Here is a 14,612-nt window from a genome sequence, read left to right as displayed (position 1 = left end):
AAGAGAAAGTTACTCGCCCGCCGGGGCGAACTCCCGGCACCCGCCGCCCGCAAGGCAAGGAGCGCCGAGATATCTCAAAGACCTTGAAAGGAACGCGCCATTCATGCACAGCGCTCATGAGAGCTTGCCGGCTCTGCCAGCTAGTCGTGACGGGGCGTACTTCGTACAGTTGAGCGCTCGGAGCCGCGACCTAGCGCGCTCCTCCATCTCCAAAAGGGAAACCGCATGAACACTCCCGCAGCAACAGACGCCCAGGCATCCCGGGTGACGGTAACGCCGGCCGGCTCGCAGGCCAGCGCCAAGGGGCCTGAGCAGTACTTCACTGGCGTGGTGCGCATAGACGCGCCCTTCCAGCGCACCGAGCCCGCGCGCATCGGCGGCGCCACCGTCACCTTCGAGCCGGGTGCGCGCACCGCCTGGCACACCCATCCGCTGGGGCAGACGCTGATCGTCACGGCCGGCGCTGGCTGGGTGCAGGAATGGGGCGGCGCGCTGCAGCCGATCCGGCCGGGCGACGTGGTGTGGATTGCGCCGCTGGTCAAGCACTGGCACGGCGCCACGCGCACCACGGCCATGACGCACATCGCCATGGCCGAGGCACAGGACGGCAAGGTGGTCGACTGGCTGGAGCAGGTCAGCGACGAGCAGTACGCCGCTTAAGCGGCGCTAGCCTGCGGCGTTTTGCGCCGGCGCGTGGTCCAGGTCCGGCCGGTTGCGCGGGTCCACGTGCACCATCAGGCTCAGCACCGGGTGCTGCTCCAGCACGCGCTGGCGGGCGCGCACGGCGATGTCGTGGCCGGCTTCCACCGTGATGGTGGCGTTGACCTCGATGTGGGCATCCACCGCCAGCATGTCGCCCAGGCGGCGGGTGCGCACGTCGTGCACGCCTTCCACGCCGGGGGTGGCGGCCAGGGTGCGTTCGATGGCCTGCACCTCGTCGCTTTCAGCGGCGCGGTCGACCAGGTCTTGCAGCGCGCCCCAGCCAAAAGTCCAGCCCATCTTGGCCACCATCACGCCCACCACCAGCGCGGCGATCGGGTCCAGCAGCGGGTAGCCCATGAGGTTGCCGACGATGCCCAGGCCCACCACCAGCGACGAGGCCGCATCCGAGCGCGCATGCCAGGCATTGGCCACCAGCATGGTGGAGCGCACGCGCTGCGCCACGGCCAGCATGTAGCGAAACAGGCCCTCTTTGGTGACCAGCGCAATGGCGGCCACCCACAGCGCCACGCCGTGCACGCGCGGGATGCTTTGCGGGTCTTCCAGCTTGCCCACGGCCGACCACAGCATGCCGCCGCCCACGGCCAGCAGGATGGCGCCCAGCACCAGGGTGGCGGCGGTCTCGAAGCGCTGGTGGCCGTAGGGGTGGCCGGCGTCGGCGCCACGCCGGCTGTGGCGGCCGGCAAACAGCACGACAAAGTCCGACACCAAGTCTGACAGCGAGTGGATGCCGTCGGCGATCAGGCCCTGCGATTTGGAGAACACGCCGACCGTGATCTGCACCGTGGTCAGCACGATGTTGACCGCCACGCTGACCCAGGTGCTGCGCCGGGCGGCGCGGGCGCGGTCCTCAGGGGTGAAGCGGCTGTCGTCCGGGGCGTCGTGCTGGAAGTTCATGGGCGTTGGCTCCTTCTGCCCGGCATTCTGCGGGACGCCACTTATCCACAGGGCGAAAGCTACGTTTTATATAGCTAAAAGCCCAGGTGGGTACTGGGCTTTAGGCACTTTTTATTAAAAATTTGCGGCTGCGCCGCTTAGAAGCTTTCCCACTCATCGTCGCCCTTGCCGGCGGCCGTGGTGGCCAACTGCGGCTGCGGTTGCGCTGCGGGGGCGCTGGGGCGGGCCAGCGTCGGTTCTTTCTTCACAACCGGTGCGGGCTGGCGCAGTGGGGTGGCGGGCGCGGCCACTGGGCGCGGCGCTGGCGTTGCCGCGCGTGGCGTGGCATGCGCGCCGGCGGCCAGCTTGAACACCGCCACCGCGTCCACCAGGTGCTGCGCCTGGCCCTTCAGGCTGCCTGCGGCGGCGGCGCTTTCTTCGACCAGCGCGGCGTTTTGCTGCGTGGCCTGGTCCATCTGCGTGACGGCTTCGCCCACCTGGGCCACGCCGGATGCCTGCTCGGCGCTGGCGGCGCTGATCTCGCCCATGATGTCGGTCACGCGGCGGATGGCGGTGACCACTTCCTGCATGGTGCTGCCGGCCTGGTCGACCAGCGCGCTGCCCTGCTCGGCCCGCTGCACGCTGTCGGCGATCAGGCCCTTGATCTGCTTGGCGGCATCGGCGCTGCGCTGGGCCAGGCTGCGCACTTCGCTGGCCACCACGGCAAAGCCGCGGCCTTGTTCGCCGGCGCGCGCGGCTTCTACTGCGGCGTTGAGCGCCAGGATATTGGTCTGGAAGGCGATGCCGTCGATCACGCTGATGATGTCGGTGATCTTGCGCGAGCTGTCGTTGATGTCCTTCATGGTGCCCACCACCTGGGCCACCACGTCGCCGCCGCGCGCGGCCACGCTCGATGCGTTCTGCGCCAGCTGGTTGGCCTGGCGCGCGTTGTCGGCGTTCTGCCGCACGGTGGAGCCCAGTTGCTCCATGGAGGCGGCGGTTTCTTCCAGCGCGCTGGCCTGCTCTTCGGTGCGGCTGGAGAGGTCGGCATTGCCTTGTGCGATCTGGGCGCTGGCGGTGGCCACGCCTTCGGCGTTCTGGCGCACGTTGGCGACCACGCCCGCCAGGCTGGCCTGCATGGTCTTGAGCGCCGACAGCAGTTGCGCGGTTTCGTTGCGGCCCTCGGCCTCGAAGTGCAGGCTCAGGTCGCCCACGGCCACGGCGCGCGAGATATCCACAGCCTGGTTCAGCGGCCGCGTGATCGAGCGCAGCAGCAGCCAGCCAAACACGGCCAGCAGCGCAATGGCGGCCGCGCCCAGCGCCAGCAGCAGCGTGATGGCCGATTGATAGGACTCGTTGGCGCGCTGGTGGGCCGCGTCGCTGCGCGCCAGTTGGAAGCGGACCATCTCGTCCGCAGCCGCGATGGCCGTGTCCTGCAGCGGTGCCACCACGCTTGTCAGCAACTGGTTGGCCTCGGCCGTCTGGTTGGCCGTGCCCAGCGCTATCACCTTGTCGGTCGGCTCGCGCAGCGCTGCCACGGCGGTCTCCAGCTTGGCAAGCAGGGCCTTGCTTTCTGCACTGGCCAGCGTGCCCTGCAGTTGCTTGTCCAGCGCGGCGTACTCGGCACGCACCTGGCTCACGCGCTCGGCCAGCTTCTGGAGGGCGGCCGGGTCGGTTTCCAGCACCACGTTGCGCGACACGATGGCGCGCACGCGCAGGTTGTCCTTGATGTCCTTGGCCAGGATGATCTTGGGCAGCCGGTCATCGGTGGCGGTATCCAGGTGGCCCTTGATCTCGCCCATGCGCGCTGCGCCCAGCCACACCATCACGGCGATCAGCCCCGCAGCCACAACAATGCCGGCGCCCAGGCGGGTGCCGATTTTCAGGTCATTCAGATTCATGGGACGGGTACGCGCAGCGGCAAAAAAGGGGAACTCATTATCGTTTTGGCTGCTGGCGATAAGGACCCGTTCGTCGCGGACAGAAGCGATGGCTGGTATGCCATGCGCCTCGGCCGTGCCCGGTCAGAAGCCTTCCAGCACCACCTTGCCCTGCGCCTTGCCGCTCTCGATAAAGGCATGGGCGCGCCGCAGGTCGGCCGCATTGATGCGGCCAAACACCTGCTGCGCCGTGCTGCGAATGCGGCCCGCGTCCACCAGCGCGGCGACCTCGGCCAGCAGCTCGCCCTGGCGCTGCTGGTCGGGCGTGCCGTAGAGCGAGCGGGTGAACATCATTTCCCAGTGCAGCGACAGGCTCTTGCGTTTCAGCGGCATGGCGTCCAGCGCGTCCATGTCGTCGATCAGCGCCAATTGGCCTTGCGGGCGCAGCAGCTCGATCAGTTGCGGGTAGTAAAGCGGGGTGTGCGTGAGGCTGGCCACCATGTCCACTGCGTCAACCCCCGCCGCGTGCAGCGCCGGCGCCAGCGGCTGATGGTGGTCTATCACCAGGTCGGCGCCCAGGTCCAGGCACCACTGCCGGGTTTGCGGCCGCGAGGCCGTGGCCACGATGCGCAACTGCGTGAGCTGGCGCGCCAGCTGGATCAGGATCGAGCCGACACCGCCCGCCGCGCCCGTCACCAGCAGCGTCTGGCCGGCGCCGCCGCCTTTGGGTACGCGCAGGCGGTCAAACAGCAGCTCGTAGGCGGTGATGCTGGTCAGCGGCAGGGCGGCGGCCTGGGCCTCGTTCAGGCTCTTGGGGGCCAGCGCCGCGATGCGGGCATCCACCGTGTGCAGCTCGGCATTGGCGCCGGGGCGGTCGATGGCGCCGGCGTAGTACACGCGGTCGCCCAACTGGAAGCCGCGCACCTCGGCGCCCAGGCCCTCGACGATGCCGGCCGCGTCCCAGCCCAGCACCTTGGCCTGACCAGCCGGCGGCGCGCTGTTGCGGCGCACCTTGGTGTCGACCGGGTTGACGGAGACCGCGCGCACCCGCACCAGCAAATCATGCGGGCCGGGCTGCGGCGCGGGCAGCTCCAGGTCCAGCAGCGAATCCGCGTGGTCTGCGGGCAGGGATTGGGTGTAGCCGACGGCTTTCATGGCGAGGGGGCTTTCAAGAAGATGAAGAATCGGCCACTCTATGACCGCCATCAAAATTTGATAAGCAGGCAAAAATCAGGATCAGCTTCAAATGAAAATTGAAAATACCGCCGACCTGCAACTGCTGCTGCACACCGCCCGCACCGGCTCCCTGAGCGCTGCCGCGCGGGCGCTGGGCAGCAGCCCGGCGGCGGCCAGCGCGGCGCTGAAGCGGCTGGAGCGGCAATTGGGCGCGCGCCTGTTCGAGCGCTCCACCCGCGCGCTGCGGCCCACCGCCGCCGGCCAGACCCTGCTCGGCTACGCCGAGCGCGCACTCGAGCTGCTGGCCGAGGCCGAGTCGCTGGTGTCGGCCGAGCACGGCGCTTTGCTGGGCACCGTGCGGCTGGCTGCGCCCTCTGACCTGGCGCGCAACCTGGTCTTGCCCTGGCTGGACGACTTTCTGGCGCTGCACCCGGGCGTGCAACTGGCGCTGTCTGTCAGCGACCGCGTGCTGGACGTGGTGCGCGACGAGGTCGATGTGGCGCTGCGCTTTGGCGTGCTGGCCGATTCCCGCCTGGTGGCGCGCCCGCTGGCCATGACCAACCGCCTGGTCTGCGCCGCCCCGGCCTACCTGGCGCGCCATGCCGCGCCGCAGACGCCGCAGGACTTGCTGCAGCACAACTGCCTGACCTACCAGGTGGCGCGCGGCCGCTTTGACCGCTGGCGCTTCTTGCCGCGCGCGGCCGGTGCCTGGCAAGAGGCGCAGGCGCTGGAGGTACGCGTGCGCGGCGACCGCACCGCAGACGACGCCGCCATCGTCCACCAATGGGCCGTGGCCGGCCACGGCGTGCTGTGCAAGTCGCGCCTGGACGTGGCGGCGGATTTGCGCAGTGGCCGCCTGCTCGAGCTGCTGCCCGACTGGCAGACCGAGCCCTATCCGCTCAACGCCGTGCTGCCCAGCGGCCGCTTTGTGCCCGCGCGGGTGCGGGCGGTGGTGGATTTTTTGGCGGAACGGTTTGCGGCGGGGTAGGTGATTCGGCTTTGATCGTTGCTATATAAAACGTAGCTATAAGCCGGTGTACCTTCTGCAATTCAGGTCAATTTGTACATGAAGTGCAGGTTTAACGCCGGCATATAGCTATCATTTTTACAGGGCAGCTTATTTCTTCAGCTGGATCTTGCCGTCTTGCACGTACTCGTCGAACTGCGTGCGCGGGATCGCGGTCAGGCCCACCACGCCGTCGGCGGCCTCCCAGCTCAGCGTGGCGCTGTCGGGCGCAAGGTCGACTTCGATCTGGCCCTTGGGGATGACGATCGGCGCGCCATCGCCCGGGGTGTAGGTGACGTGGCCGGTGATGGTGGCGAACTGGGACATGGCATCTCTCCTCGGAATGGATCGCACGCCAGCGATGGGCGTGGTGAAGCGCTATTGCACACCCAATCCGCCGGCGGCATGTTTCAGAAGGCTGTGGCCGATCCGCCCTGCCGCACCAGCCGTATCAGCGTGATCTCCGACGGCGCGCCCAGCCGCTTGGGCGGCCCCCAGTAGCCGGTGCCGCGGCTGACATAAATCCACATGCCCTGCAGCCGGTGCAAACCGGCGACGAAGGGCTGCTGCAGCGGCACCAGCAGGTTCCACGGCCAGAACTGCCCGCCGTGCGTGTGGCCCGACAACTGCAGCTGAAAGCCGGCCTCGGCCGCCGCCGCTGCACTGCGCGGCTGGTGCGCCAGCAGCACCCGCGCCGTGGCGGCAGCGGGCGCGCCGGCCAGCGCGCGTTGCGGGTCGCTGGCCTGCGTGGGCTCGAAATGCGCCGCATGGAAATCCGTGATGCCGGCCAGCAGCAGCGCGTCGGCGTCAGGGCTCTTGGGCGTGGGCCGCAGCAGCACGTGCTCATTCAGCAGCACCCGCAGGCCCAGCCGGCGCCACTCGGCAATCCAGGCATTGGCGCCGGCGTAGTAGTCGTGGTTGCCGGTGACGGCAAAGCTGCCGTGGCGTGCGCGCAGGCCGGCCAGTGGCGCGATGTGCTCGCGCAGCTCGGGCACGCTGCCGTCCACCAGGTCGCCGGTGATCACCACCGCATCGGCCTGCAGCGCGTTGACCTTGCGCACGATGCGCTCGATATAGGCGCGCCGTATGGTCGGGCCCACGTGCAGGTCGCTCAGCTGCACGATGGCAAAGCCCTGCAGCGCCGCCGGCAGCTGCGGCAGCGCAATGTCGATGCGCCGCACCCGCGCCGTGCGCCGTGCGTTCCACACGCCCAGCAGGGATGCGGCGGTGGCGCCCAGCACGGCCGCCACGGCGCTCCACAAGGCCCAGCCGGCGCTGGTCGCACCAACGGCCCAGGCGCCCAGCAAGGCCAGATCGCGCACCAGCGTCAACAGCAGCAGCGACGAGAACCAGCCCATGGCCAGCAGGCCCAGCCACTGCCAGCCCTTGTGCAGCGGCACCGCGCGCTGCCGCCGCACAAAAGGCAGGGGCAAGGCCACGGCCGACACCAGCAGCCACAGCGCCAGCAAGGGCCCGGCGGGCATCAGCGGCGCCAGCGCGGGCACCAGCCGCAGCGCTATGTAGCAGTGCAGCAGGGTGGTCAGAAAAACCAGGGGTTTGATCGGCATGAGGGTGCTTATGTGGGGCTCAGCCGCGCTTTTTCCAGAAGGGGCTTGCATCGGCGATGCGGCCCAGTGCCTTGCCGCAGGCGCGTGCCTGCACTGGCTGGCGTGCGCTGAGCCAGCCCACGGCAAACCAGGCGCGGGCATCGGCCGCGCTGGCGGCGCGGTACAGCGCGCAGGCCACGGCCTCGTCGTGGTACTGGCCCAGCAGGTCTTGCGCCGGCCGCAGCGCCTCCAGGTAGCGTGCCGCCGCCTTGTCCGCGCCCAACAGCGGCGCTGCAAATTCCGCCAGGTAGCGCAGGCGCTTGAGCCGGCGGCGCACGCGGTGCTGCGCATCGAGCGCGAGCGTTGCGAAGCGCGGCGCGTCTTCCAGCACCTGCGCCTGCAGCGCGCGCAGTTGCCGGCGCAGCGTGCGCCGCGCGGCGCTGGCCTCCAGCCCGGGCGCTGCGGCATCGGCCGCGGCAAAGCCGACCAGCGCAATCAGCACTGCCTGAAACGCCGGCGCCCGCACCGCCTCGCCCGGCGGCTGCGCGCCGGCATCCGTCGCCTGCCATGCCACCGGCGGGCCGCCCGCGGCCAGCAACTGCGGCTGCACCACGGCCAGCGCCTGCTCGCGGTCGCGCTGCGCGCCCAGCACGTCAAAGGCCTGCGCCAGCGGTGCTTGCCAGGCCGGGTCCAGGCCCGGCGCCAGGGCATCGAGCGCGCGCAGCGCAGTGCGCAGGCGCCGTATGCCAATGCGCAACTGGTGCAACTGCTCGGCATCGGTGCTGCCGGCCGCGACCTCGCTTGCGCCGGGCAGTATCTGCGCCAGGCAAGCCGTCACCACCGCTTGTTGAATGGCGCGGCCCGAGGGCTGGGGCGCGAAGACGGGCGCACTGGCCTTCACCGCTGGCACCGTGGCCACGCCGGCGCACAGGCGCTCGCCGCGCTCGGCCTTGGACAGGGTGCTGAGCCACAGGCCGTGCCGCTGCGACCAGCGCTGCGCCAGATCGGCCAGCGCCTGCGCGTCGCCCTGCACCAGTTCCAGCTCCAACTCACACACGGGCGACACGCGCCGGCCACCGCCCACAGCAGGCGCGTTGACCTGGCCCACATCCAGCGCCAGCTCGACCACGCTGCGCCCCACCCGCACCAGGCGGCGCTGGCGCCAGATGTCGGTGCCATAGGTCTCCACCAGCACCGGCTCGGCGCCCAGCACCTGTTCCAGCCGCGCGCCCACCGGCGTGCCCTGGTGCCGGCCCAGATCGGGCGTGGCACCGGCTGCGGCGCCCAGGTCTACCTCGTGCTCCAGCCGCTGCAGCGGCCCCTCGCCGGGCGCCTTGGCGGTCTGCACCCAGCGCCGCCCTTCCTTGCGCAGGCGCAGCACCATGTTGTGGGCGGCCAGCGCGCCATCAGCCGTGTCGAAATAGCGCGCCTGCAGGTGCAGACGCTGCACCGCGCCACGGCGCAGCGCGGCCTCTACCGCCGCCAGGCGCTCAGGCGGGATCTGAAACTTGAACTCGAACTCCATGGGGGTCTTGGTGTGTGCCGTACGGCCCCCATGGTAGGCCGGCTGGCAGTGAGAATGGGCCGCGCCGCCATCTCAGGCGGCACTATATTTTTAATAGCTATAGGTCCAGGTGCTGATTGGGCTGAAGGGCCCTTTGGCTCAAAGCCTGTGCGCCATCACTGCTGAAACAGCGGTTGCTGCGCCTGCAGCGGAACTGGCTTTGCCAGGCCGCTGGAGAGGTCTTGCAGACCGAGCCGGGCCAGTGGCCCGGCCCTTCGCCAGTCACGAAGTGCGAAGCCTGGGGTGCTCTATCTCACACCGGCAGCACGCGCGGCAGCAAGTAACGGCGACAGACCAGCAGCACCACGACGGCGCCGACAAGCGCTGCTGTGAACCCGTTCAACTGCTCGCGGCTCCAGAGATGCGCGGCCTCGCCGGCAAGGCTTGCCGCAAGCGCGCCGGCGATGCCGATGCCGGACGTGGCGAGCAAGCCCATCATGCCGGTGAAGCGCCCCAGTGGCTTGAACGCGTTGACAAGCAGGCCCACGATGAAGCCTGCAAACAGAATCCAGAAAAGTCCGGTGGTCATGTGATACCCCTCAGGTAGCCGTGCGCGGGCAGCGCCCAGACGAAACTGTCGGGGTAGTGGCGCAGGGTAGGCTACATACCGCGCGCCTTGCTACGGGTATACGTGCGGTCTGGAAAATAAACCGGCGGGCCTTCAGGACCGTCCCTTTCAAGGTCTTTGAGATATCCCTGCGCTGTGTGCCTTGCGGGCGGCGGGTGCCGGGATGTGCGCCCGGCGGCGCAGTCACCTTCTTTTGCTTCGCCAAAAGAAGGTAACCGAAGGTCGCGAAGCGGGGCTCCGCTCACTTCGCAAAGCGAAGTTATGCGGAGACCAAAAGGCGACCCCACGTGCTGCGTCCCCTGCGCTGGCGCTGCGGGGCAACCTGCGGTACTCGCGCCAGGCGGGGTCTCGCTCAAACTCGCTTCGCTCAGACAGGAGCGATCCCTTATCCGCCTGCCGCTGCGCTCCTCGGCGCATCCCGAGGGGACCCGGGACAGCCACACGGGCCATCGCTGCGCTCGGCCTGGCTCCTGCTGTCAGCAAGACACGAGAACGACCGAGCAGATCACAAGACCTTGAAAGGGATGGCCCTCAGGGCGCTGCCTCCAGCGCCCCGCGCCGCTCCCGCGCAAACGGTGGCAGCCCTTGCAGCAGGCGCTGGCCATAGCTGGTGCCGGTCAGGCGGCGGTCGTAGCAGACCACGCGGGCGCGGTCTTCTTCGGTGCGGATGGCGCGGCCGACCCATTGCGCCAGGCGGATGGCGGTGGCCGGCACCACCAGCTCGCTGAAGGGGTCGCGGCCCACGGCGCGCAGCCATTCGGCGCGCGCCTCGCCCACCGGGTCGTCGGGTGGCGCGAAGGGCAGCTTGGTGATGAACAGGGTCTCGCACAGCTTGCCGGGCAGGTCCAGCCCTTCGCCAAAGGACTGCATGCCAAAGATGATGGACGCATCGCCTGCCGCCACGCGCTCGCGGTGACGCCGCAGCAACTGCGTGCGCGGCAGTGCGGTCTGCACCAGCACGGCCGGGCGCAGGGCATCAGGCAAGGCCTCGACCGCCTGGCGCAACTGCTCGCGCGAGGTGAACAGCACCAGCGCGCCAGACCTCACATCGGCCAGGTCGTGCACCAGCGCCTGCACCATCTCGGCGGTGAAGGCCGCGGCATCGCGCGGATCGGCGGCGGTCTCTGCCGTGAGCAGCGTGCCCTGCGCGGCGTAGTCGAAGGGGCTGGGCACCTCCAGCGTGCTGGCGGCATCGTCGCCATGCAGGCCGGTTTCGCGCAAGAAGAAATCAAAGTGCCCGCAACTGGTGAGCGTGGCCGATGTCAGCACCGCGCCGCGCACCGTGCTCCACAGGTAGTTGCGCAGCGCATTGCCCGGCAGCACCGGGCTGGCATGGGCGTGCAGTACATCGTCCTGGCCTTCCTTGGCTTCGAGCGTGAACCACTTGGCTGCGGGCACGGCGCCAGGGGTTGCGTCCTGCAGCAGCAGTTGCGCCGTGGCCAGCACCTCGTCCAGCCGGGGCGCGAGCATGCCGATCTGCGCATACAGCGTGGACAGGCGCCGCGCCTCGTCGGGTTTGTCGCGCATCTCGGCGCGCAGGGCTTTGGCAATGGCGCGCAAGGATTGCGTAAAGCCCTCTGCGTGGTGGGCGAGCAGGCCCAGCGGCTCCAGCAGCGCCTCGGGCAGTTCGCCACGCGGCACGCGCACGCGGGCCGGGCCCCAGCCGCCTTGTTGGCCGCGCAGCGCGCTGCCGTACAGGTCTTGCACCAGGCGGGCGACATCGATCAGCGCCTGCCGCAGTTGCGCCGCATCGCGCGGGATGTCGGCGATCTCGCTCACCTCCAGCAGGGCGCCTATGCGCAGCGCGCGGCTGGCCAGGCGCTCGACCCAGGCGTGGCGGCCCAGGTCCATGCGGCAGGCGAACTGGTCCAGCGCGGTGCCAGGCAGGTGGTGCGCCTCGTCCAGCACCAGCAGGCAGTTGTCCAGCTCGGGCAGCAGCCGCGCGCCCAGCGACGACAGCAGCAGGTCGTGGTTGGCGACGATCACTTGCGCGCCCACCAGCTCCTTGCGCTTCTCGTAGTAGCTGCACTCGCTGAAGGCCGGGCAGTGCTTGCCGGTGCAGGTGCCGGCTTCGGCCGCTACTGGCGACCAGACTTCGGGCACCGGCGGCGTGTCGAGCGAATCGCGGTCGCCGTCCCAGCCGCCCTTGGCCAGTGCCTGCGCCATGCCGGAGTAGAACTGCATGCGCGCCTCGGTCTCATGCGCGGGCCGGGCCGCGCGGGCGGCGGCTTCTTCCTCGGCGAACAGGTCGTCCTCGTCGGTGGCCTCACCCGTGCCTGCCAGGCGCTCCAGCTTGAGCTTGCACACATAGCGCCCGCGCCCCTTGGCCAGCGCAAACTTGAAGGGCTGTGGCAACTGCGCGGCCAGCGCCGGCAAATCCTTGTTCACCAGTTGCTCTTGCAGCGCCACGGTGGCGGTGGATATCAACACCCGCGTACCGCGCGCCAGCGCCAGCGTGATCGCCGGCACGCAATAGGCCAGCGACTTGCCCACGCCGGTGCCGGCCTGCACCACGGCAATGGCGCGCACCGGCGCGTCATCGCCCTCTTCCACCTTGCCCAGCGTGGCAATGGAAAAGGCCTGCGTCACCTGCTCGGCCATGTGCCGCTGGCCGGGACGGCTGCGGAAATTTCCGGTGGATTGCACCACCTCGTCGAACGCCTGCAGCGCTGCCCGGGACCACTCTGAAGAAGACATGGGGCGAGTGTGGCACGGCCCCGGGGCCGTGCCCGGCTAGTGTCGCGTCAAGCGTGATGTGAAGGATGGGTGCGAAGGCATCGGCGTGCAGCGCAAGGCGCAGGCCGCAGCCCAGGCTTTACGCCTGGGCAAGGGCTGCAACGCAGCGATGCGCGGCGAGGGCAAGCGCACACCGGCAGATCATGCTTGACGCGACACTAGGCCCGGGGCTGGAAGAAGGGCGTGGGCACCATCAGCTTGGTTTCCTGGGCCAGCAGGTAGCCGGCATCTGCGCTTTTTTGCAGATAGGCGATCCAGGCGGGATCGCGCTGCATGGCCTCGCGCTTGCTCGCGCGGTCGGCGGCGCTTTGGAACACCCAGATGTGGGTGTAGCTGTTGACGTTGCCGGTCTCGGTCTGCAGATAGGCCAGCGGCTCGCCCAGGTGGCGGCGCTGGGCTTCCCAGCCGTGCTCGGCATAGAGCGCCAGGTGGCGCTTGAGCGTGCCGGCGCGGCAGGTGTAGGTGCGGACGTCATAGAGCATCAGGTTTCTTTCTTGGAGTGGATATGGGGTGTGTTCAGTCAACGGTGGCGCCAGAGCGCTCCACCAGCACGCCCCAGCGCTTGACCTCTTGCGCGACGAAGGGGCGGAAGTTCTCTTGCCGGTCACCGATCGGATCGGCGCCCAGTTCCTTCAGCCGTGCCTGCACGGCGGGGTCGGCGACGGCACTGGCGATGGCGGCCGAGAGCCTGGCCAGCACGGGCGCGGGCGTGGCGGCCGGCGCGAACAGGCCGAACCAGGAGCTGGCATCCACCTGCGGAAAGCCGGCTTGCGCGAAGGTGGGCACATCGGGCAGATTGGCCCGGCGCGCCTTGCCGGTAACGGCCAGCGGCCGCAGCTTGCCGGCCTGCACTTGCGTCAGCACCTCGGGCAGGTTGGCGAACATGGCCTGGACCTGGCCGCCGATAAGGTCGGTCTGCGCCAGCGTGCCGCCCTTGTAGGGCACATGCGTCATGCGCGCACCCGTGACGGAGTTGAACAGCTCGCCGGCCAGGTGCGCGGCGGTGCCGGTGCCACCAGAAGCAAAGTTCACCTGGCCGGCCGTGGCCTTGGCGTAGCTGGCCAGCTCTGCCGGCGTGCGCGCCGGCACCTCGGGGTTCACCACCAGCAGCAAGGGGACCGAGGCCAGGTTGGAGAGCGGTGCAAAGTCCGCCGTCAGGCTGTAGTCGAGCTTGCGGTAGAGCGTGGCATTGATGGCGTGGCTGGAGGTGGCCAGCAGCAGCGTGTAGCCGTCTGGCGCAGCGCGGGCCACGGACACGGCGCCGATGTTGCCGCTGGCGCCAGCCTTGTTCTCCACCACCACCGGTTGGTTGAGCTGCTCTGACAGCCGCTTGCCCACCACGCGCGCGATCACGTCGGTGGCGCCACCGGGCGCGAAGGGCACCACGATCTTGAGCGGGCGCTTTGGAAAATCTTCAGGCTGTGCCTGCGCCAGGGTGCTGGCCCCCAGCAGCGCCAGGGCCAGGGCCCGCAGCATTTTGTTCATGAATGTCTCCTAGTTTTTTGAGCGCGGCAACGCGGCTGGGCCGCAGCGCTGAGTGGAGGCTGAACTCTAGAAAGCTTCGCCCCGCGCGCGGTAGGACTTAAGCGCGCTTGTATTGCACTTTTTTGCGCCGTGCCTTGCGCGCAGGGCTAGCGCCCCGGCGCGGCGTAGCGCTTCTTGAACTGGCCCGGCGTCAGCTGCGTGTGCTTCTTGAAGAAGCGGCAGAAGTAGGCGTAGTCCTCGAAATTGAGCTGGAAGGCGATCTCTGCCGCGCCCATGTCGGTGTTGCTCAGCAGGCGCTTGGCCTCCAGCACCTGGCGCTCCTGCACCAGCTGCCCGGCGGTCTTGCCCAGCGTGCGCTTGACGGCCTCGTTGAGCTGGCGCTCGGTCACGTGCAACTGCTGCGCATAGTCGCGCAGCGGGCCGAAGTTCAGGTAGTGCTGCTCCACCAGCAGCCGGAAGCGCCGGGCCAGCGCATGGCCGCGCGGCGGCCCGTCGTCGGCGCCGCGCTCGGGGTAGAGCCGGGTGAGCCGCGTCAGCAGTATCAGCAGATAAGAGCGCACCACGTCGAAGCGGCCTTTGGCATTGCCGCGCACTTCTTCATCCATGGCCTGCAGCAGCGGCAACAGGGCATCGTGCTGGGCCTGCTCCAGGTACAGCACCGGCGCATCGGTGGCGATGTGAAAGAAGGGGAACTGTGCAATGTCGTCGGCACGCGGGAACATCTGCACGAAAAATTCGGTGCTGAAGTTGACCACGTAGCCCCGTGGCCGCACCGTCGAGGCCCAGGCATGCAACTGCCCCGGAGAGACGAAGAACACCGTGTTGGCGCGCAGCTCGAAGCTCTCGAAGTCCAGCAGGTGCTGGCCTTCGGCAGCGCTCATCCACAGCAGGTGGTAGTAGTTGTGCCGGTGCGGGAACGCACGCGGAATGTCGGGCCGGTCTTCGAGCCGCACCAGATCGAAATAAGACGCCCCCTGCGCACCGCTGAAGTCGGAGCGGTCGAAGGTGGGAAATGCCGGGACGGTTGGAATGACCACAAGCCTCTGCGCCAGCG

14 protein-coding genes are annotated in these 14,612 nt (G+C 69.0%); 3 read left to right on the top strand and 11 right to left on the bottom strand.

Annotated elements, in window-relative coordinates:
• The first annotated feature begins 225 nt into the window (after positions 1-225).
• Positions 226-660 (top strand): cupin domain-containing protein, encoded by a 435-nt coding sequence (locus tag AAFF27_00150; GenBank protein XAH23637.1) that lies wholly within the window; start codon positions 226-228, stop codon positions 658-660.
• Between the two features lie 6 nt (positions 661-666).
• On the opposite strand, the gene AAFF27_00145 is transcribed toward AAFF27_00150, so the two are convergent.
• The 3 genes from AAFF27_00145 to AAFF27_00135 form a co-directional block, all read right to left on the bottom strand.
• Positions 667-1,617, bottom strand: a complete 951-nt coding sequence (locus AAFF27_00145) for a cation diffusion facilitator family transporter (protein ID XAH23636.1) — start codon at positions 1,615-1,617, stop codon at positions 667-669.
• Between the two features lie 137 nt (positions 1,618-1,754).
• A complete protein-coding gene (locus tag AAFF27_00140; GenBank protein XAH23635.1) occupies positions 1,755-3,497 on the bottom strand; it encodes a methyl-accepting chemotaxis protein in 1,743 nt (580 codons plus the stop codon).
• Positions 3,498-3,620: 123 nt separating this feature from the next.
• On the bottom strand, positions 3,621-4,631 hold the full coding sequence (locus AAFF27_00135; protein XAH23634.1) for a zinc-binding alcohol dehydrogenase family protein: 1,011 nt from the start codon (positions 4,629-4,631) through the stop codon (positions 3,621-3,623).
• 91 nt (positions 4,632-4,722) lie between these two features.
• Between AAFF27_00135 and AAFF27_00130 the strand changes: the two genes are divergently transcribed.
• Positions 4,723-5,640, top strand: coding sequence for a LysR family transcriptional regulator (locus tag AAFF27_00130; GenBank protein ID XAH23633.1), 918 nt, complete (start codon positions 4,723-4,725; stop codon positions 5,638-5,640).
• Between the two features lie 129 nt (positions 5,641-5,769).
• Here the strand turns inward: AAFF27_00130 and AAFF27_00125 are convergent, their stop codons facing one another.
• From AAFF27_00125 to dinG, 5 genes are all read right to left on the bottom strand, one after another.
• On the bottom strand, positions 5,770-5,985 hold the full coding sequence (locus AAFF27_00125; protein ID XAH23632.1) for a hypothetical protein: 216 nt from the start codon (positions 5,983-5,985) through the stop codon (positions 5,770-5,772).
• An 83-nt stretch (positions 5,986-6,068) separates the two neighbouring features.
• Entirely contained in the window at positions 6,069-7,226 is a 1,158-nt protein-coding gene (locus AAFF27_00120; GenBank protein ID XAH23631.1) for a metallophosphoesterase, read from the bottom strand.
• A gap of 19 nt (positions 7,227-7,245) precedes the next feature.
• Entirely contained in the window at positions 7,246-8,730 is a 1,485-nt protein-coding gene (locus AAFF27_00115; GenBank protein XAH23630.1) for a CYTH and CHAD domain-containing protein, read from the bottom strand.
• Between the two features lie 292 nt (positions 8,731-9,022).
• The gene (locus AAFF27_00110) at positions 9,023-9,298 is read right to left on the bottom strand and encodes a GlsB/YeaQ/YmgE family stress response membrane protein (protein ID XAH23629.1); all 276 of its coding nucleotides are present in this window, start codon (positions 9,296-9,298) and stop codon (positions 9,023-9,025) included.
• Between the two features lie 570 nt (positions 9,299-9,868).
• Entirely contained in the window at positions 9,869-12,034 is a 2,166-nt protein-coding gene (dinG, locus tag AAFF27_00105) for an ATP-dependent DNA helicase DinG (protein ID XAH23628.1), read from the bottom strand.
• Between the two features lie 58 nt (positions 12,035-12,092).
• Between dinG and AAFF27_00100 the strand changes: the two genes are divergently transcribed.
• Positions 12,093-12,224 carry a hypothetical protein gene (locus AAFF27_00100; GenBank protein ID XAH23627.1) on the top strand — a complete coding sequence of 44 codons (132 nt, stop codon included), beginning with the start codon at positions 12,093-12,095 and terminating at the stop codon, positions 12,222-12,224.
• A 7-nt stretch (positions 12,225-12,231) separates the two neighbouring features.
• Here the strand turns inward: AAFF27_00100 and AAFF27_00095 are convergent, their stop codons facing one another.
• From AAFF27_00095 to AAFF27_00085, 3 genes are all read right to left on the bottom strand, one after another.
• Complete coding sequence (locus AAFF27_00095) at positions 12,232-12,555, bottom strand: NIPSNAP family protein (protein ID XAH23626.1); 324 nt, start codon at positions 12,553-12,555, stop codon at positions 12,232-12,234.
• Between the two features lie 34 nt (positions 12,556-12,589).
• Positions 12,590-13,558, bottom strand: a complete 969-nt coding sequence (locus tag AAFF27_00090; protein ID XAH23625.1) for a tripartite tricarboxylate transporter substrate binding protein — start codon at positions 13,556-13,558, stop codon at positions 12,590-12,592.
• Positions 13,559-13,704: 146 nt separating this feature from the next.
• Positions 13,705-14,595 carry a helix-turn-helix domain-containing protein gene (locus AAFF27_00085; protein ID XAH23624.1) on the bottom strand — a complete coding sequence of 297 codons (891 nt, stop codon included), beginning with the start codon at positions 14,593-14,595 and terminating at the stop codon, positions 13,705-13,707.
• Between the last annotated feature and the right edge of the window lie 17 nt (positions 14,596-14,612).

It is taken from the genome of Xylophilus sp. GW821-FHT01B05 (genome assembly GCA_038961845.1).
Classification (GTDB): domain Bacteria; phylum Pseudomonadota; class Gammaproteobacteria; order Burkholderiales; family Burkholderiaceae_C; genus Xylophilus.
Note: the sequence above shows the minus strand (reverse complement) of the source record. Positions and strands in the feature narration are given on the sequence as shown.